This window comes from Caldisericum sp., from assembly GCA_022759145.1.
GTDB lineage: Bacteria > Caldisericota > Caldisericia > Caldisericales > Caldisericaceae > Caldisericum.
On the sequence record JAEMPV010000024.1, the window covers coordinates 3,021 to 29,103 of the forward strand.

27 protein-coding genes are annotated in these 26,083 nt (G+C 34.7%); 3 read left to right on the forward strand and 24 right to left on the reverse strand.

All coding sequences use genetic code 11. The features are described from left to right. Positions 1–225 precede the first annotated feature (225 nt). The 6 genes from JHC30_01320 to JHC30_01345 are packed head-to-tail and all read right to left on the reverse strand — an operon-like array spanning position 226 to position 6,642. Positions 226–1,407, reverse strand: coding sequence for an amidohydrolase (locus tag JHC30_01320; protein ID MCI4462794.1), 1,182 nt, complete (start codon positions 1,405–1,407; stop codon positions 226–228). Continuing rightward, a complete protein-coding gene (locus JHC30_01325; protein ID MCI4462795.1) occupies positions 1,385–2,809 on the reverse strand; it encodes a sigma-54-dependent Fis family transcriptional regulator in 1,425 nt (474 codons plus the stop codon). The genes JHC30_01320 and JHC30_01325 overlap by 23 nt, the downstream gene beginning before the upstream one ends. Further along, positions 2,806–4,188, reverse strand: coding sequence for an ATP-binding protein (locus JHC30_01330; protein MCI4462796.1), 1,383 nt, complete (start codon positions 4,186–4,188; stop codon positions 2,806–2,808). Before JHC30_01330 ends, JHC30_01325 begins: the two co-directional genes overlap by 4 nt. After that, positions 4,188–5,150, reverse strand: coding sequence for a 6-phosphofructokinase (gene pfkA, locus JHC30_01335; protein MCI4462797.1), 963 nt, complete (start codon positions 5,148–5,150; stop codon positions 4,188–4,190). Before pfkA ends, JHC30_01330 begins: the two co-directional genes overlap by 1 nt. Then, positions 5,147–6,163, reverse strand: coding sequence for a 6-phosphofructokinase (locus JHC30_01340; protein ID MCI4462798.1), 1,017 nt, complete (start codon positions 6,161–6,163; stop codon positions 5,147–5,149). Before JHC30_01340 ends, pfkA begins: the two co-directional genes overlap by 4 nt. Continuing rightward, positions 6,160–6,642 (reverse strand): CinA family protein, encoded by a 483-nt coding sequence (locus JHC30_01345; GenBank protein ID MCI4462799.1) that lies wholly within the window; start codon positions 6,640–6,642, stop codon positions 6,160–6,162. The genes JHC30_01340 and JHC30_01345 overlap by 4 nt, the downstream gene beginning before the upstream one ends. Positions 6,643–6,718: 76 nt before the next feature. Between JHC30_01345 and JHC30_01350 the strand changes: the two genes are divergently transcribed. Continuing rightward, on the forward strand, positions 6,719–8,425 hold the full coding sequence (locus JHC30_01350; protein ID MCI4462800.1) for a proline--tRNA ligase: 1,707 nt from the start codon (positions 6,719–6,721) through the stop codon (positions 8,423–8,425). Positions 8,426–8,470: 45 nt separating this feature from the next. Here JHC30_01350 and acpP read toward each other — a convergent pair whose 3' ends face one another. The 15 genes from acpP to JHC30_01425 are packed head-to-tail and all read right to left on the reverse strand — an operon-like array spanning position 8,471 to position 20,633. Beyond that, the gene (gene acpP, locus JHC30_01355; protein MCI4462801.1) at positions 8,471–8,713 is read right to left on the reverse strand and encodes an acyl carrier protein; all 243 of its coding nucleotides are present in this window, start codon (positions 8,711–8,713) and stop codon (positions 8,471–8,473) included. 10 nt (positions 8,714–8,723) lie between these two features. Continuing rightward, a complete protein-coding gene (gene fabZ, locus JHC30_01360) occupies positions 8,724–9,170 on the reverse strand; it encodes a 3-hydroxyacyl-ACP dehydratase FabZ (protein ID MCI4462802.1) in 447 nt (148 codons plus the stop codon). Next, a complete protein-coding gene (locus tag JHC30_01365; protein ID MCI4462803.1) occupies positions 9,142–10,413 on the reverse strand; it encodes a S1 RNA-binding domain-containing protein in 1,272 nt (423 codons plus the stop codon). The genes fabZ and JHC30_01365 overlap by 29 nt, the downstream gene beginning before the upstream one ends. A gap of 18 nt (positions 10,414–10,431) precedes the next feature. Beyond that, the gene (locus JHC30_01370) at positions 10,432–11,346 is read right to left on the reverse strand and encodes a bifunctional enoyl-CoA hydratase/phosphate acetyltransferase (GenBank protein MCI4462804.1); all 915 of its coding nucleotides are present in this window, start codon (positions 11,344–11,346) and stop codon (positions 10,432–10,434) included. A 52-nt stretch (positions 11,347–11,398) separates the two neighbouring features. Continuing rightward, a complete protein-coding gene (gene buk, locus JHC30_01375) occupies positions 11,399–12,463 on the reverse strand; it encodes a butyrate kinase (GenBank protein ID MCI4462805.1) in 1,065 nt (354 codons plus the stop codon). Next, positions 12,444–14,165, reverse strand: a complete 1,722-nt coding sequence (recN, locus tag JHC30_01380) for a DNA repair protein RecN (GenBank protein MCI4462806.1) — start codon at positions 14,163–14,165, stop codon at positions 12,444–12,446. Before recN ends, buk begins: the two co-directional genes overlap by 20 nt. Positions 14,166–14,167: 2 nt before the next feature. Then, positions 14,168–14,989, reverse strand: a complete 822-nt coding sequence (locus JHC30_01385; GenBank protein MCI4462807.1) for an NAD(+)/NADH kinase — start codon at positions 14,987–14,989, stop codon at positions 14,168–14,170. After that, a complete protein-coding gene (locus tag JHC30_01390) occupies positions 14,971–15,759 on the reverse strand; it encodes a TlyA family RNA methyltransferase (protein MCI4462808.1) in 789 nt (262 codons plus the stop codon). The genes JHC30_01385 and JHC30_01390 overlap by 19 nt, the downstream gene beginning before the upstream one ends. Beyond that, the gene (locus tag JHC30_01395) at positions 15,743–17,560 is read right to left on the reverse strand and encodes a 1-deoxy-D-xylulose-5-phosphate synthase (GenBank protein ID MCI4462809.1); all 1,818 of its coding nucleotides are present in this window, start codon (positions 17,558–17,560) and stop codon (positions 15,743–15,745) included. The genes JHC30_01390 and JHC30_01395 overlap by 17 nt, the downstream gene beginning before the upstream one ends. Beyond that, positions 17,561–18,457 carry a polyprenyl synthetase family protein gene (locus JHC30_01400; GenBank protein ID MCI4462810.1) on the reverse strand — a complete coding sequence of 299 codons (897 nt, stop codon included), beginning with the start codon at positions 18,455–18,457 and terminating at the stop codon, positions 17,561–17,563. Then, the gene (locus JHC30_01405; protein MCI4462811.1) at positions 18,457–18,732 is read right to left on the reverse strand and encodes an acylphosphatase; all 276 of its coding nucleotides are present in this window, start codon (positions 18,730–18,732) and stop codon (positions 18,457–18,459) included. The genes JHC30_01400 and JHC30_01405 overlap by 1 nt, the downstream gene beginning before the upstream one ends. Beyond that, a complete protein-coding gene (gene nusB / locus JHC30_01410; GenBank protein ID MCI4462812.1) occupies positions 18,713–19,123 on the reverse strand; it encodes a transcription antitermination factor NusB in 411 nt (136 codons plus the stop codon). The genes JHC30_01405 and nusB overlap by 20 nt, the downstream gene beginning before the upstream one ends. After that, on the reverse strand, positions 19,113–19,397 hold the full coding sequence (locus JHC30_01415; GenBank protein MCI4462813.1) for an Asp23/Gls24 family envelope stress response protein: 285 nt from the start codon (positions 19,395–19,397) through the stop codon (positions 19,113–19,115). Before JHC30_01415 ends, nusB begins: the two co-directional genes overlap by 11 nt. Next, positions 19,394–19,957, reverse strand: coding sequence for an elongation factor P (gene efp, locus JHC30_01420; protein MCI4462814.1), 564 nt, complete (start codon positions 19,955–19,957; stop codon positions 19,394–19,396). Before efp ends, JHC30_01415 begins: the two co-directional genes overlap by 4 nt. A 58-nt stretch (positions 19,958–20,015) precedes the next feature. Next, positions 20,016–20,633, reverse strand: coding sequence for a glycerol-3-phosphate acyltransferase (locus tag JHC30_01425; GenBank protein MCI4462815.1), 618 nt, complete (start codon positions 20,631–20,633; stop codon positions 20,016–20,018). A gap of 133 nt (positions 20,634–20,766) precedes the next feature. Here JHC30_01425 and JHC30_01430 point away from each other — a divergent pair, with 133 nt between their 5' ends. Together JHC30_01430 and JHC30_01435 are read left to right on the forward strand one after the other, a co-directional pair. Then, complete coding sequence (locus tag JHC30_01430; GenBank protein MCI4462816.1) at positions 20,767–21,384, forward strand: response regulator transcription factor; 618 nt, start codon at positions 20,767–20,769, stop codon at positions 21,382–21,384. Then, positions 21,381–22,451 carry a HAMP domain-containing histidine kinase gene (locus JHC30_01435; GenBank protein MCI4462817.1) on the forward strand — a complete coding sequence of 357 codons (1,071 nt, stop codon included), beginning with the start codon at positions 21,381–21,383 and terminating at the stop codon, positions 22,449–22,451. Before JHC30_01430 ends, JHC30_01435 begins: the two co-directional genes overlap by 4 nt. Here the strand turns inward: JHC30_01435 and JHC30_01440 are convergent. The 3 genes from JHC30_01440 to JHC30_01450 are packed head-to-tail and all read right to left on the reverse strand — an operon-like array spanning position 22,423 to position 25,987. Beyond that, positions 22,423–23,844 (reverse strand): hypothetical protein, encoded by a 1,422-nt coding sequence (locus JHC30_01440; GenBank protein MCI4462818.1) that lies wholly within the window; start codon positions 23,842–23,844, stop codon positions 22,423–22,425. The two genes, JHC30_01435 and JHC30_01440, sit on opposite strands and share 29 nt — an antisense overlap. Next, positions 23,845–25,050 carry a DUF58 domain-containing protein gene (locus tag JHC30_01445; protein ID MCI4462819.1) on the reverse strand — a complete coding sequence of 402 codons (1,206 nt, stop codon included), beginning with the start codon at positions 25,048–25,050 and terminating at the stop codon, positions 23,845–23,847. After that, positions 25,037–25,987 (reverse strand): MoxR family ATPase, encoded by a 951-nt coding sequence (locus tag JHC30_01450; GenBank protein MCI4462820.1) that lies wholly within the window; start codon positions 25,985–25,987, stop codon positions 25,037–25,039. The genes JHC30_01445 and JHC30_01450 overlap by 14 nt, the downstream gene beginning before the upstream one ends. Positions 25,988–26,083: the final 96 nt, after the last annotated feature.

Genomic DNA, 26,083 nt, shown 5'->3' on the forward strand with positions numbered 1-26,083 from the left:
TTTACCCCTCATTTTTTTCGTTTATATGCAAATTCCTTTTAGTAGCTTTTCAAATGACGTTTTTTAAAGCCCTTTTATAATTTTTTAAGGGATCCCAAAACTATCACCCTGTGTATTTGAAACTTGAGTAAGTTATCCACAATTTATTAAGCAATATGTTCCTATTGCTTATAAAAGAAAAATTACTTTTCAATTTTCAATTGCGAACAACTCTTTGGAATAGTCTTAAATGGATGTCTCGCTCAATTTAAGGACGGTACCAACATGCATTTTTACGCCGGTCGGTAAAACATCCTCGTCAATATCAAATTTTGGAGAATGGTTAGGATAGATTATTCCTTTTTCTTCGTTCAGTGCGCCTAGCCAGTAAAAAGCACCTGGGCGCTCTTTTAGGAAATATGCCATATCTTCCCCGCCCATTGAAATCGGTGCCTCAAAAACATTATTTTCGCCTACTATTTCTTTTGCAAGGTTCCTTATAAATTGGGTTGCATTTTTATCGTTTACAAGAGGGGGATAGCCAAATGAATACTTTAAATCGGCTTTCCCTCTAAAGGATTCGGCAATTTGCTTAGAGATTTTTTCTATTCTTTCTTTAATAAATTCAGATAGTTCGTGCTTCAATGTTCTTACTGTTCCCTCAAGCTCCGCTGATTCAGGTATTACGTTAAAGACATCTCCTGATGTTATTTTCCCAAAGGATAAAACTGCATTCTCGAGTGGGTCTATTTCTCTTGAAACTATTGCCTGAAGAGCAATAACTATGTGCGAGGAAATTAAAATAGGGTCTATTGCTTTATGTGGATATGCACCATGTCCACCAGAGCCAAACACCTTAAGGATAAAACTATCTGCTTCTGCCATCATAATTCCATCTTTAATATAAATCGTATTTGCTTTATAAAATCCTGCAACATGAAGCCCAAAGGTGTAATTTACATGTGGATTTTCTAAGACACCTTCATTAATCATTCCAATCGCACCACCTGGATCTCTTTCCTCAGATGGCTGGAAAACAAACCTTACATTGTATTGCAACTTATCTTTCAACTGGGAAAGAACTTTTGCTGCAACTAATAAGATTGCGGTGTGGGCGTCATGTCCACATGCATGCATTTTCCCGTCAATTTTCGACTTGTAAGGCACATTATTTTGCTCCTGGATGGGAAGCGCATCCATATCAGCTCGCAATAGAACTGTGCCTTTAGGATTGTCTACTAGTAAGTCTGCAACAACTCCTGTTTTATTTATCCCTTTCCTTACATCAAGCCCAAGTTTTGAAAGGTAATTATACACAAGCTCAGAAGTCCTGTATTCTTCGAATGCAGTTTCTGGATACATATGGATTTCCCTTCTTAATGCAATTACTTCATCTTTTAACTCGTCAACTCTCTTCAGATTTTCCATTTTCATCCTCTTCCTTTATTAGATTATAATACCTAAGTTTGTTAAATAGAGACTTTCTTGAGATACCTAGTATTTGTGCAGCTTTTGTTTTATTGCCTTCCGCTTTTTCAAGTGCCTTTATTATTGCTTCTTTCTCAATTTTTTCAATGAGCTTCGGTAAATTAAGATTTTCTTCCTCTAATTGTCCTTCAACTTTTACTTCACCTTGTCGTTCTTGCTTTGTTTTATCTCTTAAAGTTTGAGGTAAGTCTTCGATCAAAATAAGCGGAGCAGAAGTTACAATTACACCTCTTGCAACCGCATTTTCAAGTTCTCTAACATTGCCCGGCCAATCGTAATCAAGGAAGAGTTCTAACACCTCTTTAGAAACTCCGCGCACATCCTTTTTGTATTTTTCTGCATATTTTGCAACAAAGTAATCTACAAGAAGAGGAATATCTTCTTTTCTTTCTCTTAAAGGCGGCAGCCATATAGTCACAACATTTAGTCTATAAAATAGGTCTTCTCTAAATTCACCAGTTTCAACAAGTTTTTCAAGGTTTCTGTTCGTTGCAGCAAGAACTCTTGCGTTACTAACAATTGTCTCGTTACCTCCAACTCTGCTAAAAGTCTTTTCTTGGAGGATTCTCAGAAGTTTAGCTTGTAAGTTTAAACTCATATCGCCAATTTCATCAAGGAAAATTGTTCCATCCTGAGCCTGCTCGAATTTCCCTATTCTTCTTGCATATGCATCCGTAAATGCGCCTTTTTCATGTCCAAATAATTCCGATTCCAGTAAAGTTTCAGGAATAGCAGCGCAATTTACAACTATAAAAGGTTTGTTTTTTCTGTTGCTGTGATGGTGTATAGCTTTTGCAACAAGTTCTTTTCCTGTTCCACTTTCTCCCCTTATTAAGACAGTCGCATCAGATTCTGCAACCTTTCCGATCTGTTTAAAAACTTCTTGCATCTTTGGAGAATTCCCGACTATTTCATCTGATATATACCTATTTTCATCTTTTTCAAATTTTGGGGCATTATCTGTTAGTTCTTTAAGTTCAATTGCTTTCTTAACTTTTACCTTCAATTCCTCAAGATCAAATGGTTTTGTTAGATAGTCATATGCGCCTTTTTTCATTGCTTTTATCGCAAGATCTGAACTGCCGTAGGCTGTTAGAAAAATTACTGGTAAATTACTTCTTATTTCTCTTATTTTAAGGAAAGCTTCCATTCCATCTAAAACTGGCATTCTAACATCCATAAGAGCACAATCAAAGTCAGATTTTTTAACTTCTTTTACTGCCTCATCTCCGTTAGTTACTTCAATGATCTCGTAGCCTTCATCTTTTAAAGTCTCGCTTAGAAGCATTCTTATATTTTCTTCATCATCTGCAACAAGGATTCGGTATTTTTTAACTTTCATTTGGTTTCCCTCTTTGGCAAAAGAATCACGAATTTGGTGCCCTTTCCTTTTTCGCTCTCTACAAAAATTTGCCCACCGTGTTCTTCGACCACCCTGTGGACAATTGCAAGTCCTAACCCAGTTCCGTGTTCTTTCGTTGTATAGAAAGGAACAAATATGTTCCTTAAAGTTTCGTTATCCATTCCAGCACCGTTGTCCTGAACGATTATCTTTATGTTGTTACCTTCCTCGGAACATTCAATTCTTATGATACCCTCTTCTTTATCAATAGCTTGGACAGCGTTAATTACGAGGTTCAAAAAAAGTTCTTCGAGTTTTCTTTCGTCTGCTACAATTGTCAAATCCGGGCAAATTAGTTCAAATTTAATGTTCTTTTTTGTATCGTATTGCTTTGCTAAGTCAATTATATGGTTAAAGAAAGGTTTGAGATTGAATTTTACAGGAGAAAGTGGCGATGGCTTCCCATACTTTAACAAATCATCAACAATCCTTCCAAGTCTCTCCGCTTCAGTAAGTATAGGCTGAACATATCTTTCCTCGTCCTTTCCTTGAAGTTTTTGGGAAAGTATATTTGCAAAGCCTTTTATTGATGTTAAGGGATTTCTAACTTCATGAACAATGCCGGCTGTAAATAAACCAAGAGATTTTAACGCCTCGGTCCTTTGCATTTCTTCAAGATTACGCTTTAGATTTTCAGCCATCGTGTTTATGGAAATAGCAATATCGCCAATCTCTCCACCATAATTAGGGAATCGGAAATCAAGACTCTTTTCAAGATTCTTAAGACCTTTTCGAATCTGTAAAATTCTGTAACTAAAGAATGATGTAATGGCAAGAACTATTAGCATTGTTATTAGTGCAAGGTAAAATATTATTCTATTTATGGAATATATGACTTTACTTACATTTTCGTTTACTGCAGATCTTGGAATGGCAGCAAAAACATATCCTCCACCGTATTTTTGTGGAATGCTTACCATTACAATAATCTTTTTAACGAGATTACCCTTAGAAGATACAACATTTAGCGAATCTTTAAAAATAGGAATATAATAGCCTATTTCAACATCAGGGAACCCGGTAGTAATTGTTGAAAAATAACCGTCAAAGGCTGGTTTCAAGAATAGATTTATATAAAGGCTCCTCTCTTTTTCAGTTATAAAGTCGTATCTTCTTGAAAATGCTTCTGCAGTATACATTTTTTCAAATCTTTCCTCAATTTGTTTGCTTATAAGTGTTAATCTTTTTGCTTCGCTTGATATTTCATTTTGTTCGAGGTATTGAGAAATGCTGGAAGAAATAGTAAAGAAAGTAAAAATAATGAATACAATTAAAACCACAATAAGTTGAAATCTAATGGATGTAAAAAACCTTTTCACTAAACCGTCACTTCCTCAATTATCTTGTAAAGTTCGTAATTTATTTCTTTGTATTTTTTGACTGCATCTTCGAGAGGTATATGCGTAATATGATTATCCTTAATACCAACAACATATCCTGAATTGCCATTCATAAGAAGATCTACTGCTTCCGCACCGAACATAGTCGCAATAATTCTATCAAACCTTGTAGGTGCACCGCCTCTCTGTATATAACCAAGAACAGAGTACTTCACATCAAGTTCAGGAAGCTTCTCCTTAATTTTTGCTTGCAACTCCTGTGCGTGAATTGCACCTTCGGCGGTTAATATCATATGGTGTTTCTTTTTCTTCTCAAGTCCTTTTTTAATATTTTCTACGATTTTATCGATATCAAATTTTCTTTCGGGCACCAGTACTATGTCTGCACCACTTGCAAGACCAGCCTCAAGAGCTATAAAGCCTCTATCTCTACCCATAACTTCTACAATGAAAGTCCTCGAGTGTGAAGTTGCAGTGTCTCTTATTTTATCGATTGCTTCAATTGCCGTATTTACGGCAGTATCGAAACCTATAGTATAGTCTGTTCCCCAAAGGTCATTATCAATAGTTGAAGCAACTCCAACTACAGGAAATCCTTTTCTAAAGAGGGCAAGGCTGCCTGTTTGAGAACCATTACCACCTATTACAATAAGCCCATCTATGCGAGACTCCTTTAAATTTTTAATTGCAACTTCCTGGTTGTTTTCGTCTTTAAACTCTTCGGAGCGAGAAGATAGTAAAAAAGTTCCCCCTTCTTCAAGAAGTCCACTAACATCTCTTGGTAAAAGTTGTTTGAAGTTCTTTTGTATTAATCCTCTATATCCTTCAAAAACACCAATTACTTCTAAGCCTCTTGAGAAACCAACTCTTACTATGCTCCTGATTGCTGCATTCATTCCGGGGGCGTCACCCCCGGAGGTAAGAACCGCAATTCTTTTCATTTTTCAAATACTTTCATAAACTTAATCCATTCTTCATCTACAAGTTTTTGATAACCTACAGCATCTTCAAGAGGAACAGCAACTACTTTATTGCCAGAAATAGCAGCCATCTTTCCGAAATCGCCTTCGTGGACCATTTCTACTGCTTTAACACCTACCCTCGTTGCAAGAATCCTATCAAATACTGTTGGAGGACCGCCTCTCTGGATATGTCCAATTATTGCACTTCTTGTAGAGATGCCAAGTTTTTTGGATATTAGGTCAGCAACATATTCGTGGACTCCTCTTTTCTGTAAAAGTGCATGTCCAAATTCATCGACTTCAGTCGTTGTATCTGTTGGTATCTCTATTCCTTCCGACACTACAACAAGAGCATACCCTTTTTCTTCATATTTTTTCTTTAGATGCTCGCACATTTTATCGTAATCAGGTTTTTCTTCTGGTATGAGTATCCAGTCAGCAGCACCTGCAATGCCCGTGTAAAGCGCAACCCAACCAGCCTCTCTACCCATAACTTCAAGCACAATAATACGTTTATGGGACTTTGCTGTGTCTCTCAATCTATTTAGTGCATCGACAGCAACTTCAACAGATGTGAAGAAACCGAATGTGTAATCAGTTTGGGAAAGATCATTATCCATTGTTTTTGGAACACCTACAACCTTTACACCGAGTTTGTGAAGTTTTAAAGCAACAGAGAGGGTATCATCTCCACCAATCGCAATTAAAGCATCTATGTTGTTTTTCTTCAAAGTCTCAATAACTTTTTCAGGACCATTTTCTTCCTTAAATGGATTGGTTCTTGAGGTGTAAAGAATCGTCCCGCCATAATTAATTATTTCTTCAACGTCCTTTACTGAAAGCGGTCTTTTCTTATCTTCTATAAGACCTTTCCAGCCTTCTTCGAAACCTATTACTTCGTCGCCAAAGTCTGCCGCTCTATAGACAACTCCTCTTATTGCTGGATTTAAACCAGGGCAGTCACCACCGCCCGTAAGAACACCAATTTTCATAATAGTTTACCTCCTTCCAAAATTTGTATTAATTTATTGATTAAGAAATGAACAACCTTCTCTCTTATTATATCACGGGTTCCTTCAAATTTGTTTTCGAAAATAAAGCATCTGTTTTCGATCGCAATGCCTACATAATTAAGACCTACAGGCTTTCCCTCAATAGGATCAGGTCCTGCAATGCCTGTAGTTGAAATACCAATATATGAAGAGAAAAGATTTTTTATATTACGAGCCATTAATTCCGCAACCACTGGATCAACAGTTCCGTGCGAATCAATAATATCTTTATCTATTCTCAAAATATTTATCTTTGCAAAAGGAGAATATGCAACAATACCACCCAAAAATACTTTTGAGCTTCCTGAAACATCGGTTATAGTTTTTGCAACTAAGCCTCCAGTTATTGACTCAGCAGTTGATAAAGTTAAATTTCTTTCTTTCAAAATTCCTACAAGTTTCTCCGAAATTTCTTTCATACTGTGTAAATTTTACACTATTTTAAAGAATATGCAAGATATATATAATATGAAAATTAAATGAAAGGAGTTGAAAATGAAAATAAAAGAATTTTTTATACCTACGCTGAGAGAAGATCCTCAGGATGCTGAGATCGATAGCCATAGACTAATGATAAAGGCTGGGCTTATAAGAAAAGTTGCAGCAGGTGTTTATTCTTATCTTCCGCTGGGGTACAGAGCGCTAAAAAATGTCGAAAAGATAATAAGAGAAGAAATGGATAGAGCTGGTGCGTTAGAATTATTATTTCCTGCTATTATGCCAAAGGAATTATGGGACGAAACTGGTAGGTGGGATATCTATGGCGATGAGATGTTCAAGTTGCAAGACAGAAAGGGGCGATTCTTTTGTCTTGGTCCAACTCACGAAGAAGCAGTAGTTGATCTTGCAAGGAAAGAACTTAAATCTTATAAGGATTTGCCAAAAATCTTTTATCAAATTCAAACTAAGTATCGCGATGAGATAAGACCGCGATTTGGACTAATGCGAGCAAGAGAATTTTTAATGAAGGACGCCTATTCTTTTGATAGCTCTGAAGAAAACCTTGAAATAAGCTATAAAAAGATGTACGACGCCTATATAAACATATTTAAGAGATGCAATCTTGATGTTATTCCTATAGAGGCAGATTCGGGAGCAATCGGGGGAAAGGTATCGCATGAGTTTGTTGTGATCTCTGAACTTGGAGGAGAAAGTGAATTCGTAATGTGCCCAAAATGTGGATATGCAGCAAATACTGAAGCAGCAAAATCAAAGGATTTTGAAGAGAAATCTACTGAAGAGGAAAAGCCTCTCCAAAAAGTTGCAACATTTGAAAATAAAACTATAGATGAAGTTTCAAATTTCCTTAATGTTCCTAAAGAGAGACTTGTTAAATCTCTTGTATATAAGATCGATGGTAAGTTTATTTTAGCAGTAGTAAGAGGTGATGATGAACTTAATGAAGTTAAGTTAAAGAATTTCTTCAATGCAAAGAAAATAGAAATGGCAACTGATGAAGAAGTATTCTCCTTATTTAAGGCACATACAGGTGCAATAGGACCAGTAAATTCACCAGCGGAGGTTTTTGTTGATAAGAAAATTACGTTTATGAAAAATTTTGTTTGTGGTGCAAATGAAGACGGTTTCCATTTAATAAATGTAAATCTCGGGAGGGATTTCACTCCAAAGTATATTGAAGATATAAGAGTTGTTAAAGAAGGGGATCCTTGTCCTAAGTGTGGAACGCCTCTTCAAAAATTTAATGGAATCGAATTAGGACACACATTCAAACTCGGAACAAAATATTCTGAAAAAATGAATGCTACTTTTCTTGATGCAGACGGTAAAGAAAAGTTATTCATTATGGGTTGTTATGGTATTGGTGTTGGACGAACTCTTCAGGCAATTATAGAAAAATTTCACGACGAAAAAGGAATTATCTGGCCAATGAATATTGCACCATTTAAAGTTGAAGTTATACCGATAAACACAAGCGATGAGGAAATCGTATCGAGTGCTCAAAAAATGCATGATGAGCTTGAAAATTCAGGAATAGAAACACTTTTAGATGATAGGACAGATCTAAGCGCAGGTGAAAAATTCAACGACGCTGATCTAATAGGTATCCCGCTTCAGGTAATTGTAGGAAGATCACTTAAGAAAGAAGGAAAGTTTGAAGTAAAGATTAGAAGTACAAACGAAAGATTCACTTTAAATTTTGATGAGACTGTAAAATTTATCAAAGAAAAGATAAGAGAATAGAAACAGGGGGCAAAAAGCCCCCTTTATAGTTTTTTAGTGTAGATTTTACTTTAAATGTTCTTTTATGTACTCTATTGTACTTCCTACAGTTGTTATCTTCTCAATATCTTCGTCTGGAATCTTCATTCCAAACTCATCCTCGAGAGCCATTGCTATATCAACAAGTGCAAGGGAATCTGCTCCCAAATCTTCCACATAGCGTGCTTCATCTGTAATTTTGTCCTCGGAAACTGCAAGTTTTTCCGCAACAACTTTCTTTACTTTTTCTCTTATCTCTTTTTCTTCCATAAATTACCTCCTATCCTTCGATTATTTTTATAGCAATTGTGCCTTTCGCAACGAGGCTATCATTAACAAAAGCTTCAACATAACTTTTTGCAATACCAAACTTAACATTTATCATTTTTGAAACGATTTTAACTGTTTCTCCTGGGTTTACTTTTTTAATAAACCTGAAGTCGTCAACGTTAACTAAAAATCCAAAAGAATTTTTGAATTTATCTATTGTAAGAAGAATAAAAGCTGAAACCTGTGCACACGTTTCAATAAGTATGACTCCTGGTAATACCGGGAAATTTGGGAAATGACCCTTAAAAAATTCCTCGTTTCCATTAAAGGTTTTAAGTCCTATAGCACTTTCTCCCGGCACTACCTCGCTTATTTCGTCAACAAAAAGAAAAGGCTCCCTGTGAGGAAGATATTCCTTTATTTCCTCTTTACTGATCTTTATTTTCTCCCTGTTCATTTTCTAATAAAGCCCTTCTACTTAATTTCATTTTTCGATTTTCTTTGTCAATTGACATCACTTTTGCTTGAAGTTTATCCCCAACCTTTACGAAATTTTCAATTTTATCGATCCTTTTCGTGTCGAGTTGTGATATATGGATCAAACCAGTAATTCCCTCATCAAGTTCAAGCACAACCCCGAAGGGGTGAATCCTTAGAACAGTCCCTTCTACAACACTACCAATCGGGTATTTCTCTTCAACAACTTCCCAGGGATGAGGTTTTGTTTGTCTTAAACTCAAGGAAACCTTTTCATTATCAAGATTAACTGATAATACTTTAACTTTTATTCTCTCGCCGACTTTTACAACTTCGTGCGGATCTTTTCTTCTACCCCATGTAAGTTCATTAATTCTTACGAGGCCCTCAACGCCATTCCCTATATCGACAAAAACTCCAAAATCTTGAATCGCCTTAACTACACCTTCATAGATTTCGCCTTTCTTCAAATTTACAAGAGTTTGCTTTTTAAGTTGTTCCTTTTCCTCCTGCAAGACTTTCAACCTTGAAGCTATAACTCTCTTAATCTTAGGATCAACTTCGAGGAGATGGACGTCGATTTCTTTGCCTACAAAGGATTCAAGAGTTTCACCCTTCTTTAATCCAACCTGAGATTGTGGTAAGAATGCTGGAACTCCATCAATATCAAGGAGAAGCCCACCTTTAATAACTTTTTCAACCTTTGCTTTAACTTTCTCCTCATTTTCCATTTTTTTCTTCAAATCTTCGTATTTCTTAACATTATCTGCCATCTTTTTTGAAAGAATTAGATTTGGTCCGTCTCTTAAAACCATGACGTCAATTTTATCGCCAACCTTTACAACTTCTCCCGCAGAACTTACTTGCTTATTGGTGAGTCCTTTTAATGGTATAAACACATCTTCCTTTGTTCCTGCACTAACATATGCACCATTTGGTTCCACTTTAACCACAGTAACAGTTATAATGTCGCCTTTTTTGTAGGATTTCAGAAAGAAATTTCCGTTTTGGTTGTTTTTGCTTTCATCTTTTGAGGCATTAGTTTTATTAGTTGTTTCACTAACAACACTTCCTTTTTCCTCTAAGACTTTGCTTTGCTCTGCCTTAACTTTTTCAACATTCTCTAATTTTTCGCTTTGAGGCAATTTTTCTGCAGATGCTTTTTCCAAAATAGATTCAACATCATTAGGATTTACATCTTCATAGAATTTTTTCTCTTCCATAGTTCACCTCTCTAATCATTATTTTTCTGCTATAAGTGCAGCTAATGCAATTGAATATAATTTAGATTTTTCACTATCTCCACGTGAAGTTAATACAGCAGGTGCCATTGCTCCCGTTACAACTGCTGCTATTTCAGCATTTCCAAGTTTGGTGAGTGCCTTAAAGAAGGCATTCCCTGTTTCTAAGTTAGGCATAATTAGAATATCAGCATCACCTGCTACTTCTGACTTCACTTTCTTTATTTCTGCCGCTTCCTTCGACACAGCAAGGTCTGTTGCAAGAGGACCATCAACAATGCAGTCCTTAATTTGTCCACGTTTATTCATAACAGCAAGAAGTGCTCCATCAACAGTTGCCTGCATTTTTGGAGAAACAGTTTCAACTGCTGCAATAACTGCAACTTTTGGTTTTTCTATTCCAAGTTTCTTTGCAATTTGCACATCATAGTTTATCATTGCCTCTTTCATAGCAAGATCGGGCTGTGGAATAACCGCAACATCAGAAATTATAAGAAGTTTGTGATAATTTGGTGACTCAAGCACTGCTGCATGTGAAAGGATTCTGCCTTCCGGCAATAACCCTTCTTGTTTGTCGAGGATACCTCTCATGTAAGTAGCGCTTTGGCAGAGTCCTTTCATAATAAAGTCTGCTTTCTTTTCTCTTACAAGTCTTACAGCCTGTCTAACTGCCTCTTTTTCGTCCTTTACATCAACTACTTCAAACATTGACATATCGATGTTATTTGTCTCGCACACTCTCTTTACTTCGTCTTTGTCTGCAAAAATTATTGCGTTTACTATGCCTTCTTTTATTGCATTAGAAACTGCTTGAAGAGTGTGCAAATCCTGACCGTACGCAACTGAAACAGTCCTTTTTTCTTTTAAAGAACGAACAGCTTCAAGCAATTCATCAAGCTTTTTTATCATTTCCATAGTGCCTCCTCATTTTATAAATTTAACTCAATTTATTTAATTATATCACAAACTATGAATAAATTTTTGTAGACTCTTCACCTTTTAGAACTCTAAGGGCAGCATACGCAAGTGCCTCCATTTCAAACTCGCCCGGATAGGGAATTATCCTTGCAATAAAACCTACTCTTTTTTGTATTTCTTCAATAACTTCTTTATTATAGGCAATTCCTCCTGTTATAATAATTGCTTCAACATTCCCTTTTAGAACAGTAGCCATCGCTCCAATTTCTTTTGCTATTTGATAGCACATTGCCTCAAAAACCTCTTTAGCAAAAGTATCGCCATTTTTTGCTCTTTCGATAACTTCCCTAATATTGTTAGTTCCCAAATACGAATAAACTCCGCCTTCTTTTGTATACAATCTTAAAAGGTCATTCCTTGTATACTTGTTTGAATAAGACATATTCACTACATCAATCGAGGGAAGTCCTCCAGCTCTTTCTGGAGAAAACGGACCCCCTTCATTTGCATTATTCACATCTACAATTCTGCCTTTTTTAACGGCGGCAATTGTAATCCCGCCACCAAGATGAGCAACTATTACATTTAAATCCTCGACCTTTTTCCCAACGCTTTCTGCATACCTATACATGCTTGCCCTAACATTAAGTGCATGAAGAAGTGATTTTCTTTGTATTTCTTTAAGACCAGAGATTCTTGCAATATCCTCAAATTCATCAACACATACCGGGTCCGCAATAAAAGCGGGTTTGCCTATTAAAGTTGCAATATCATGAGCTATAAGACCGCCAAGTGTTGAAGGATGTTCTTGCTCTTTTGAATAAAGTTTTAGGTCATTAATTAAAGCCTCGTTTACAATGTATGTTCCTGCCTCAATTGGTTTTACTATACCACCTCGTCCAATTACAGCATCCACCTCATCTAAACCAATGCCGTTTCTCTTTAGGAAATTTAACACTGCTTCTTTTCTGTAATCAAGTTGTTCAAGAACCGACTTAAACTTAGAAAGTTCTTGTTTATCATGTCTTATTGTTTCTTCTAAAATTTTGTTCTTATCTTCGAATAATGCAACTTTTGTAGAAGTTGAACCTGGATTAATTACTAGAATTTTCATTTTTCCACCTCCCAATAAGTTCTTTTGCTTGTTTAATTGTTGTTTCAGTAATATTTGTACCTGAAATCATTCTTGCAATTTCGTTTACTTTCTCAAATTCATTTAGTTTCCTAACATTAAGGATTGTTTCATTGTCTTTTACTACTTTCTCAACTGTAAAATGTTCAGAAGGAAGCGAAGCAATTTGTGGTAAGTGCGTTATACATATTACCTGTCTGTATTTGGAGATTTCAAGTAACTTTTCAGCAACTTTCTCCCCAGTTTTACCACCGATCCCTGCATCAACTTCATCAAATGCCAATACGGGTATATCATCAACTTTCGCTATCACATACTTTATTGCAAGCATTACTCTCGAAAGTTCTCCGCCTGATGCAATGCTTGCAAGGGGCTTAAATTCATGTGGCGGGTTCGGGCTTATAAGGAATTCACATGTATCTATGCCGTCGCTAAAAAGTTTATATGTTTTATCTCCTATTTTTAAACCATCCGGATCTTCTACTTGTTTTAGACTTACAAAAAATTTTGCATTTTCCATAGCTAAGTCCCTAAGTTCGTTTTCTATTTGTTTCTCGAATTCTCTTGCAGTATTTTCTCTTAATTTCGAGAGTTCGATAACCTCCTCTTTTAGTCTTGTTTCAAGAATGTTCTTTTCCTTATATAATTCGTCTATTTCAAAAGATATTTCGTTAAAACTCTTGATTGAATTTTTTAATTCTGAAAGGTATTCTATTAAGTCCTTAACACTTTTCTTATATTTAAGTTTCAGTTTGCTAATTTCATCGAGCCTGCTTTCAAGGTAATTGAGCCTCTCGGGATCAACAACGAGGCTTGAATAGAAATTCCCAATGTCACGAGAAATTTCTTTAATGTCAATAAGGTTCGTCTCGAGACGATCTTTAAAACTTTTTATGGCTTCTGAATATTCGCTTGCTTTTTGCAAAATATTTATCGAATATGCTATGCCCTTTATAACAGAAAACTCACCTGAACTAAGGACTTGCTGAACATCCTCCAATGTTGTAATGAGTTCTCTTGCATTACTGAGTAATCTGTATTCTGACTCTAACTCTTCTTCTTCGCCTTCTTTAAGATTTGCTTTTTCAAGTTCCGCAATCTCATAATTAATGAAATCTCTTTCTTCACGAAACTTCTGATCTTTTTCCTCTAAATCTTTGATCCTCTTTTGTAAGCTTCTATATTCACTTATGTCCTTCAGAACTGCCTCTTTTAATTTTAAGATCTTTTCTCCACCGAATTTATCAAGATAATCTAAGTGAGTTGACTTATCAAGAAGACTCTGTATTTCATGCTGTCCGTGCATATCGATCAGGTTTCTTCCAATTTCGGATAATTGCTTCAAAGAAATAAGATGTCCGTTTACAATAACCTTGCTTTTAGTTTTTGAAATAGTTCTTGATATTACCACAACATCTTCCCCTTCATAAAGAGAAAAACTTTCAAGTAGAGATTTAATTTTTGGGTTTTCACCTATATAAAAACTTGCTTCAACTGTTGCCGACTCCTCACCAGTTCTTATAATATCCGAACTTGCATTCCCCCCACAAGCAAGCGCAATTGCATTCATAATAATTGTTTTACCTGCTCCAGTCTCTCCGGTAATAATAATCAGATTATCATTAAACGATAGTTCAATGCTTTTTGCGATTGCTAAATTTTTAATAATCAAGCCTAATAGCATATTTAACTTCCCCACCCAAATTTTTTATTCAGTACATCGAAAAAGTTTTTGCCTTTAAGATGAACTATTTTCAAGTTCTTGTCATGTTTTCTAAACTCCAACCTGTCGAATTTCTTAAGTTCATTCACTTTAAGTCCATCTCTCAAAAATGCAAAGGATCCATCCGTTTCAATTTCCAATTCAAGAACATCAGTTTCAGACAAAATTAAAGGCCGTGCCGAGAGTTTATGAGGAGCAATAAAACTAAGCTCATAAACCTGTGCCTGCGGAACAATTATGGGTCCACCCAATGACAAAGAGTATGCGGTAGAACCAGTTGATGTAGAAACAACTACGCCATCGCTTCTAAATTTACCCGCCTTATAACCATTAACTGCGATATCGACTTGAAGTATTTTATCTTCAATCCTCTTTGCAATTACGAAATCATTAACGGCATAATAATGTTGATCTTCATCACTATTAATTTCACAACTTAAAGACATTCTTTCTTCAATGAAGAATTCTCCTTTAAGTAACTTTTCGACTGCAATGAAGACATCCATTCCTTCAACATCGGTTAAGAATCCAAAATTTCCAAGATTAATTCCAAGTACTGACGCATCAAGTTTCATCGCTATGCGCGATGCGCCTAAAAATGTCCCATCTCCACCAAGACTAATCACTATCATTGATTCGTCGGGTTTTAGTTTTTCAAAATCTCCGTTTTTAAAAACTTCAATCTCCTTTTTTTTAAGAAAAGACTCTAATTCTCGTGCAACTTCAACTAAGTAAGGATCATCTTTGTAAAAAATACCTATTTTTTTCACTTCGACTTTTCCCATGCCTCCTCTACAATTGTATCAATAATTTCGTCTTTCACAAATACTCCTTCTTTTCTAATATGGAAAAAGAACTCGATATTCCCCTTACCTCCTTTTATTGGAGAGTATGTTATATTAACAACGCTCAAACCAATACCTTTTATTTTGCTCAAAAGATTACAAAGTATTTCCTTGTGAAATACTTTGTCTCTTACAATTCCTTTTTTAAGATATTTTGGCTCACCTTCAAACTGCGGCTTTATAAGTGAAATTATGTCGCCATCATCTTTAAGAATATTTAAAACTGAAGGTAGAATCTTAAGGACGGATATAAAAGATACATCAATTGTTACAATATCTACGATTTCTTTGACAATTTCGTTTGATAAAAATCTTGCGTTAAATTCTTCAATAACTACGACTCTCTCGTCCTTAAGAAGCGACGAATCTAATAAGTTTTTTCCAACATCAATAGCATAAACTTTCTTTGCTCCATGCTTTAAAAGACAATCAGTAAACCCGCCCGTAGAAGCCCCAATATCTGCGCATACTTTTTCTTTTGCATCTATATTAAATTGATTAAGCGCAAATTCTAATTTAAGCCCGCCTCTACTTACATATTTCTTTTCTTCAACAACCTCAATAATATCGTTCTCAGAAACTTGTTCGCTTGGCTTTATTGCCTTGCGGCCATTAACAAGAACCTTGCCTTCGAGAATAAAGGTTTTTGCTAAAGTTCTGCTATCTAAAAGTCTTCTATTTACTATTTCCTCATCAAGCCTTCTTTTCAATCATTTCAACCCCAAGTTTTATAATATTTTCTTCGGAAATGCCATATTTTTTAAGCAAATAATCCCTCTTTCCCTGTTCTGGGAAAAAGTCATCGATTGCAATATTTGTAACATAAACACCAAAGTCAGAAAGGAATGCTTTAATACTTTCGCCAAAACCTCCTCTTTTTATGCCATCTTCAACTGTAATAACTCTTTTACTTTTTAATGCTTCGCTCAGTATTAAATCTTTATCAAAAGGTTTTGCAAAAATCGCATTAATAAGCCCGACGCTATATCCTTTTTTCTTAAGTTGTTCAAATGCTTTTAAGGCTTCAAAAAATACAGGACCAAGAGTAATTATAGTTAAGTCCTTACCAGATTCGATAAGTTCACCTTTACCTATTTCAAGGACGAATCTCTTGCTAAACCCATCGTTTGCATAATCTTTTGGATATCTTATAGCAAAAGGCAGGTTTTCAGATATGGCAAGCTCCATAAGCCCTTCTAATTCAAATGAATCTTTTGGAGCTGCTATCACAAAATTTGGAATCGGTGATAAATAAGCAATGTCAAAAATACCTTGATGGGTAGGCCCGTCATCTGAGACTATGCCTGCTCTATCTATTGCAAATACTACACCCAAAGACATTATGGAAACATCATGAATTAGTTGATCAAGCGCTCTTTGAAGAAAAGTAGAGTAAATTGCAACTACAGGCTTAAAACCTTCTTTCGCAAGGGCTGCTGCAGTAGTAACAGCGCACTGTTCGGCAATGCCTACATCTAAAAATCTATCTCTAAATTGCTCTTTCATGTAACTCGTTTTTGTTCCATCAGGCATTGCTGCAGTTATTGCAACGACCTTTTCATTTCGCTTTGCTATTTCTACAAGTTTCCTTCCAAAAATATCAGAAAAACTCTTTTTACCTTCAGAATTCACTGTGCCATTCTCTGGATCAAAAGGCTCTGCGCTGTGGAATTTATCTGGTTTTTCTTCTGATGGCTTAAAACCATAGCCTTTCTTGGTTACAACATGAACAACAACTGGACCGTTAATATTTTTTACCCTGTTAAAAGTATCAATAAGTTCGTATAAATCATGACCGTCAACGGGTCCAATATATGTAAAACCAAATTCTTCAAAAAGAACATTTGGCAAAATTAGCTCTTTAATGGCAAGTTTGAATTTTCGAGCAAAGTTTTTACCCAGGAACTTTTTTAAAATTTGATAAGACTTTGACGTCCTTAGCTTTGCAAGATACTTTGATATAGCACCTACATTCTTTGAGATTGACATTCCATTATCATTTAAAACTACTATTACCTTTTCTCCTAAATTCCCTAAATTATTCAAACCTTCATACGCCTCTCCACCGGTAAGCGCACCGTCTCCGATAAGAGCAACCACTTCATAATTTTCCTTTTTTAATTTTCTTGAAACAACAAATCCAAGAGCAAGTGCAAGTGAAGTTGAAGCATGTCCTGCAATAAACGCATCATATGGACTCTCAATGGGATTTGCGTACCCGCTCAATCCTTCGTAAGTTCTTAAAGTTGAGAAATTTTCTCTCCTTCCGGTAATGATTTTATGTGCATATGCTTGATGAGAAACATCAAAAATTAACTTATCTTTGCTAAAATCAAACACATAATGAAGTGCGAGCGTTAGCTCAACTACACCTAAATTTGATGCAAGATGACCACCAGTTTTAGAAACTACTTCGATTATAAGATCCCTTATTTCTTTTGATAGTTCCTGCAATTCATTTATTCGGAGACTCTTAATGTCCCTCGGCGAATTTATCTTTTCAACGAGCATTTACTTTACCCTTTCTAATGTGTAAAGAGCAATTTCCTCTAAGATTTTATATTTTTCTTCATAAGGCATTAAATAGTCAATCGCTTTATCGATATATTCTTTTGCAAGCAATTTTGCCTTTTCTAATCCATAAAGAGACACAAAGGTTGCTTTTTTGTTTTTCTTATCTTGTCCTACATCTTTTCCCAATTCTTCAAGAGTCGATGTAACATCAAGAATATCGTCCTGTATTTGGTAACTAATTCCAAAGGACTCACCAAAATGAGTTAGGTTAACTATTTCATCTTCAGAAACTTGGGCGAGTATTGCACCCGTTCTAACTGCAAGCATAAATAGAGAGGCGGTTTTCCTCTTTTCGATATAAAGTATCAGATTTTCATCAATGTTATCCATATCCATTGTTACCATATCCATAACTTGTCCACCAACTAGACCTTTTGCGCCGCTTAAGTCCGCAAAATCGTGAACTACCCTCAGAAGGGATTCTGCGTTAAAATCGTTTAGCAGTTTTCTACTTGAAATAATTTCAAATGCAAGGGATATAAGCGCATCACCTGCAAGAAGAGCCATATCACTTCCATAGATTTTATGGCAGGTGGATTTTCCTCTCCTATAGTCACTGTTATCCATTATTGGAAGATCGTCATGTATCAGTGAATAGGTATGAATCATTTCAATGGCAGAGGCAAAAGGTAAAACTTTTTTAAATTCTGAATCATTTGATTCATAAGTTGCTAAAAGCATAATTGGTCTTAGTCTCTTTCCACCTGCAGTTAAACTGTAGTTAATCGCTGCATACAAAGGTGAATCTTCTCTTATCTTTTCGAGCGCAAAACTTAGGTAGTCGTCTACTACTTGTTTTCTTTCTTTTAGGTACTCTAAAATTTGCTCGTTCATTAGTACACCTCGAAGTCGGTAAATTCTCCCTTATATTCACTGAAAGTGTAAGTCACTTTTTCTACTCTTGCAGAATGTGGTCCCTTTTTTAACGCTTCAAGCAATTTCATAATATTTTCTTTGTCGCCTTCTGCAACTACATGAACAGAACCATCCCACATATTTTCAACAAAGCCAGTTAAACCAAGCCTTCTTGCATTTGTTAGAACAAAGTATCTAAAGCCAACACCTTGGACTATTCCGAAAACAGAAGCCTCAAGTCGTAACTTCTCCATTTTTTTCTCTAAGATAATTACGCAATATTCCGTTTATGAAGTCACCTGAATTAAGGTCCCCGTATCTTTTTGCAAGTTCAACTGCATCATAAACGATTGCACCAGCATCATTTTCAGCAAGATTATCGATTTCGTAAATAGCAATTCTAAGGATCTCTTTGTCTACGGCGTTAAGCCTTTCAAGCACCCAGTTCTTGAGAAGTGATTGTATTTTATTGTCTATTTGTTCGAGATTTTCGAGCGTGCCCTGAACTAATTTAAGTGCATACTCCAATGAAACTGGAGGTTCATATTTAAAAGGTAAAAATGCATCCGCTACAGAATTTTTTCCAAGATCAACCGCAAATAAAACACTCAGTGCGATTTCTCTGCCTTTACTTTTAGGATTCATATACTACATCACCAAATACAACTACCACATCCCTTACTTTGAATGGAGTTATGTTCTCAACCTCAATTTTTACAGCTTCAGCAATATTTTCTCCTAATTTCTTGAGGTCAAATCCAAATTTTGCAACAACATTAACCTCAACATCTATAACAGAATCTGTAAAAGAACATTTTATAGGACTTTTTCCGAAAGTGTCTTTTACACCTTCAACGTTAAGAATGGCATTTTCAATGACTGAAGCAAGGGCTTCACTTGTTAAAATAATCCTACTCATTTATTCACCCTCTCGAGATATTCACCAGTTCTTGTATCAACCCTGATAATATCTCCTTCATTTATAAAAAGCGGGACTTGTAACTTGTATCCAGTTTCAAGAACTGCAGGCTTCATTGCAGATGTTGCGGTATCGCCCTTTACTCCAGGTTCAGTTTCTATAACCTTTAACTCAACAAAGTTTGGAAGTTCAACAGAGACAGGCTTGTTTTTGTAGAAAACGATTTGTATCTCGAGATTTTCTTTTAGGTAATTTGCATTATCTCCAACATCTTCCTCAGATAGATAGAATTGCTCGTATGTTTCGAGGTCCATAAAAACAAAGTTCGTCCCTTCCTTATAAAGATACTGCATTGGCTTTCTTTCAAGAAAAGCTTTCTTAAACTTTTCTTCGGGTCTAAATGTTCTTTCTATTATATTACCTGATTCAAGACTTTTCATCTTTACTCTTACAAATGGAGAACCTTTACCAGGCTTGATGTGCTGGTATGAAATTACAACAAAAAGTTCTCCGTCCATTTCGAAAGTTATACCGCTTCTTAACTCATTTGCCGAAATCATCTTCTACCTCCATTAATAAAAATTTCTACTAAATATAATAGCAAAAAAACTTTTTTAATCAACTTTTTAAAGTCCGTACATTACGCAAAACGTACAACGCCTTTCGCCAGTGTCTGTATACTATTATAGCAAGAGATAAGAAAAAATACTCCTTTAAAAGTATATTTCTTGAGCCCAAAATGATAATTATTGCAATGATAAAACTCAATGCCTCACTTTGCTCAATGGTTCGGAATTTTAAAAATTTGACATTTAACTTACTAAAAACCGTAAATGACACTACAAAAACCATAAATAGACTCAATGCTAAGTTATTATCAATTGCAAATATTCCTCCAAGTAATGATGTTATTCCCGTGCCCCCTCTAAAGTCAAAAAATACAGGGAAATCATGACCTAAAATTTCAATAGCACCTCCCAAAGCAACAACAGGCTCTGAAAATGAAAGCAAATTCCCAAAGTAAATAGGCAAAGCTCCTTTTATAAGATCAATTAAGAAAACAAGTAAAGCAAGAGGCTTACTTGCATGTTCAAACACATTTGTAGTTCCTGCGTTTCCGTCGCCAAAATTCCTTATATCTTTTTTATATAGAATAAGCGTAAGTATATAAGCTGAATTAAAAGCCCCTAAAGAGTATGAAAAAGCAAAATAAACAATAACTTTAAGTATTCTCATCGATTATATTTTACACCCAAAGAAAAAAAATTCATATTTCTTTCATAAATTGTTCATATAATTTAATTGGTGATTTAAAGTGAAAAAGATTTTAGTGGTAGAAGACGACGAAAATATTAGAAAACTCATAAAAATGTACCTTGAGAAGTCCGAATTCCAGGTTGTTGAGGCAAAAGATGGACATGAGGCGCTTTCTAAATTTACAAACGAAAAACCTCAATTAATAATTCTTGATCTAATGATACCCTTAAAAAGCGGGGAAGAGGTTGCAAAAGAAGTCAGAAAAGTTTCAAATGTCCCGATACTTATGTTAACGGCTAAAGCAGATGAAGAAAACAGAGTTCAAGGCCTTGAAATTGGTGCAGACGACTATGTGACAAAACCTTTTAGTCCAAGAGAGTTAGTCTTAAGAGTAAAAAATATACTAAGAAGAAGTTATCCAGATGAGCATGAGATAAGAATAAAAGATCTTGAAATAATACCAAAGGAGATGAGGGTGTTAAAAAACGGCGTAGAAATAGAACTTACTACTCGCGAATTTAAGGTGCTTTATACACTTGCAAAGAAATCTCCACTTGTTTTAAGCAGGGAAGAAATAATGAATGAAATTTACGATGAGTATGATGAGGTTGTTTATGATAGAACAATCGACGCATACATAAAGAATATTAGGAAGAAACTTGATGACGACCCGAAAAATCCCAAGTACATTGAATCGGTATATGGTGCAGGATACAGGATGCTAAAATGAAATTTAAGGAAAAACTAGTATTAAGTCACATAATTGTTAGTTTAGTTTCAGTAATTGTTTCCATAATTCTAATTGACTCTTTAGTTAGATATTTCTTTGTAAGAATAATGATCGGAAGAGGTTTATCAATTGTTATACCGGCATCTGCAACAAGATTCCTAAATTCTGTAAGAATAATTATTCTTATGTCGGGTGGTATTTCAGTTATCTTGAGCATAATTATCGCTTTACTTGTTTCGAAATATATCATAAAACCAGTGATAGAGATGAAAGACTTCGCAAGGAAGATATCACAGGGAAATTTTGAAGCAAGAATCAATAAGGAAAGCAATGATGAAATTGGGGAGCTTGCAGATTCACTTAACTATATGGCGTTTAGATTGAATGAAATGGAAAATTTGCGTACAAAGCTTATGCAAAATGTGTCGCACGATTTAAGAACTCCTCTTGCCTCAATTAAAGGGTATCTTGAAGTTATCAAGGACGACAACTTTTCTCCACAAGAAAAAAACGATGCAATAAAGGTTATTGAAAGTGAGATTGAAAGACTTGAAAAAATGGTAAAGGATTTAACGAAACTATCTTCTGCGGACAGCAAAACATTACCTCTCGAACTCGAAAAAGTAAATTTAACAAGCATAATTAAAGAAGTTTTCAGTAGTTTTTCTATAAAAATAAAAGGGAAAGGATTAGATGGAATTTTGGATATTAACGATAAACCAATTTATATATTAGGTGATAACCAAAAGTTAAAAGAAGTTTTTTCTAATCTTATAGAAAATGCTATTAAGTACACAAACAATGGGTTTATAAAAATTTCTTTGTCTGAGGAGAAGGACAAGGTTAGAGTTGAGGTGGAGGATAGTGGTATAGGTATTAAAGAAAAAGATCTACCTCACATTTTTGAAAGATTTTATAAGGGTGAAAATGTAAACGGACAACCAGGAATGGGCTTAGGCTTATCAATCGTTAAAGAGTATGTTTACGCGCATAACGGAGAAATATATGTTGAAAGCACTGAAGGAAAAGGAACAAAATTTACTGTATTGTTTCCAAAGATAAAGTAGTATTTTTTAGTTCTTTAATTTCACTTAGTAATTTATCTGCATTTTTCCTTAGGAAATCTATCGTATTTTCGTCAATTTCATCTTTAGAATATTCTGCTAAATAGAAAGCGCTTGTTAGCAATTCGAATATGTTACTCTTTAGATATGGTTTAACAGTTCCTAAAAACTCTTTTGGAGTCATTTCATCTGCCATTTTTATGTTGGCTTTTTCGAAGTTTAGAATTGACAAGAAATAAAGGTATATAATAAATTCTTTAGGATTCTCAATCCTATTTAAATATTCCTCTCCATACTTTTCATAATTGGATACGAGTTGTTCGGATTTTTTGAAAATAGGATGGTTTGTGTATACAGCAATCTCACCCTGCAAACTTAAAGTGTAATAAAAGATAAATGCTATAAATAATGTTGAAAGAGATATTATCATAGCCGCAAAAAACCTTTGTCTGAAGAAAATGTATGCAATTACATTTGATGTAACTAAAACCGCAAAAGACAAAGACATTATAATTTTTGTTTTTGTTGATAAGGCTTTTGGGTCTTTTGGAAAATAATGTTCAGGCTCAATATAGTATCTGTAAATTTTAAACGAAGTCAAAATAAACACAAAGAGTGAGAAAAGACTAAGGGCGACCCAAAAATTAAATTTACCTGGGTTTGTTGATTGAGAGCTATTAAGTGAAGTGAACGAAACAAGAACGATTAGAATAGAAGATATAATTAAAGTAGCAGAATATAATAGAACTCTATTAAATCTTTTCTTTTTATAAGGTGCAGTTTTGTTTTGGATCTTAACAACGGAAACGAACAATAAAACTAATAACACTAAGACTGCTATAGAAAAAATTAAAGAAAAAAGACTTGAAAATCCTGTAAAACGAGTATCCGTAGTTGCATTTTCTTTAAATGCGTTTTGAATTTGGTTAAAGATATTATTTTGAGGGTTAGGATTTGGATATTGCGTGTTACTCGATTTCATAGAGAAAATAGAGGAAATAATTGAAACAAATATTTGCGTAAGGTGTTTTTCAAAAATACCGGGAATCTCAATCGGTACGAGCCCAAGTAAAATGATAAAAGAAAGATACAGGTAATACTTTACTTTAAAAACGCCATTTTCTTTAAGCCTATCTATTACATAAAAGTAGAGTGTTACAAATGGAATAAGATTAAAAAGGTGAGTTACTCTCGTAAGAAAAGCACCAAAAACAAACGTTAAGATGGTAATTACAAGTTTAGAAAACTCCATTTTAAACATAAGATAGAAAAGGATAATCGAAACGACCAAAATAAACAGGTAAATTAAATAGCCAAATTTAAGTGTTGTTGCTACTTTATTTGTTAGGAAGTAACCACCGATAATAATTTGCAAAGTAAATAGTAGATATTCCATTTATTGCTCCAGGATTGTTAAATAATCGTTTCCAAATATTGGGTAAAAATATATGTTCTCTTTTTTCAAAACTTCTTCTATCCTTTCGATATCCTTTACAAAAGTTGGTTCAATGAAGTAATAGTTCGGCGGCTTTTCTTCAGGTTTCACAAATGTTTCATCGACCAGGAATATCAAGTTCACCTTTGTAAATTTTTTCTTAATCTTTACGATTTTCAAAAGTTCGTCAAAATCTATCTCTTTATCGATATAGAATAACTCGGTTCCAAAGTCAGCATGTTCGTAAATTTTGTCTATGAATTCATTCGTAATAAATGTTTCATCAACAGTAGTGGAAAGTAATTTAAAACTCTCAAACATGTGGTATTCGCTTGATTTTGGTTCATTCATAATTAAAGGTTTCGAGTTAATTATTACTGAATGGGGAAGATGATATTTATTAGCGTAGTATATAATCGATGCTGCAATGCTTGTTGCGTAATCCTGGAAACGCAAGGACTTCTTATAAAAGTTAAGCGATACTAAAATCTTCTTTGATGCGCTAAAATCAAATTCTTTTACTGTAAGTTTTCCTCTGTGAGCAGTTTGCTTCCAATGTATCATAGAAACAGGGTCCTGGTAGGTATAGTCTCTAACACCCGCTACGTATGAATAATCAAAGTTAATTCTGTATTTTGCCTTTAGACCTTCAAAAGGATCTGTAAGCATAATCTTTACTTTTTCAAGTGAAATAATATTCGGAAAGACAAAAACAGTTTCTGAATCATCAAATATTTCTGTCCTATTAAAGAAACCAAGTGGATCACTAATCCTAAATTCAATAGAGCCTACACTATATGTTCCTCTTCTGTTACCTTTGCATTCGATAAATCCCTTGTTACTTATATTTCTTCCCCATAAAACCTCCTTTTTCTCGTAAGATTTCGGAACAATATAATATGGAAAAATAATTTCATATGTTAGCCTTATGGGGATAGGAGAAACTGCATTTACCTCATAAAAAAGCTTAAAAGAAGTATTAAGAGTTAAGGTGTAAGAGGATATATCAGTTTTTTTTGAAACTTGTACTTTTGGTATAGAAACTGAATAAAACAATATATAAATAAGAGTGAGTGCAAAAAGAGGATAAAAAATCCTCCCAAATATTAAAGCAAGTATAAAAATTATAACTAATAGAACTTTGCTACTTTTTTTAAGATACTTCATCTTTAAAGTCTGTGTCTTTGGGTACTTTCACATTCTTAATTATATCGTCAATGACTTCATCTACTTTAACTCCTCTTAATTTCGAATCTGCTTTTATGATAAGCCTGTGGTTCGCTATATCAGGGAATGCGGATTTAACATCGTCCGGTATTACAAAGTTTCGGTTATCCAACTTTGCGTATGCCTGTGAGACCCTCATAAGGTATATAGTTGCCCTTGGACTTAAACCAAGATATACATCTCTATGACTTCTTGATGCATTAGATAATTCGACGATATATTCGATTATTTTGGGATGAACAAAAATCCTTTTTGTATCTTCTTGAAGATCGATTAAGTCAGCTTTAGTTGCAACCGTTGCTATCTCATCTAAAGGATCAGAAATTTTCTCAACCTGAAGAATCTTCTTTTCGGATTCTTTATCGGGATATCCAATTGAAAATTTCATGAGAAACCTGTCCAACTGTGCCTCAGGAAGAGGAAAAGTGCCTTCATACTCAATTGGGTTTTCCGTTGCAAAAACTATAAAAGGTTTTTCAATCATATATTTTGTTCCATCAATTGTTACACTATATTCAGACATTGCCTCGAGTAATGCTGACTGAGCCTTAGGCGTTGCCCTATTTATTTCGTCTGCAAGCAAAATATTGGTAAACACTGGTCCGAATCTGACACTAAAAGACTTCTTTTCGAGGTCGTAAATGGTCATTCCCGTTATGTCAGATGGTAAAATATCTGGAGTGAATTGAATCCTCTTGAAATCCATATCGAAAGACTTTGCTACTGCTTTTGCAAGTGTAGTCTTTCCTGTTCCAGGGACATCTTCGAGAAGTATGTGGCCTGAAGCAAGAATCCCTGCTATTACTTTGTTAATAACATCACTTTTTCCAAGGATAACTCTGTTTAAGTTGCTTCTTAATGAGTCTATCTTGTCCATTTTTTCGTACCTCACATTTTTTGCATAATTTTAGTTATTATACCACAGTAAATATTTTATGTAAAATTTAATAAAATTTTTGCAATGAACTTATTG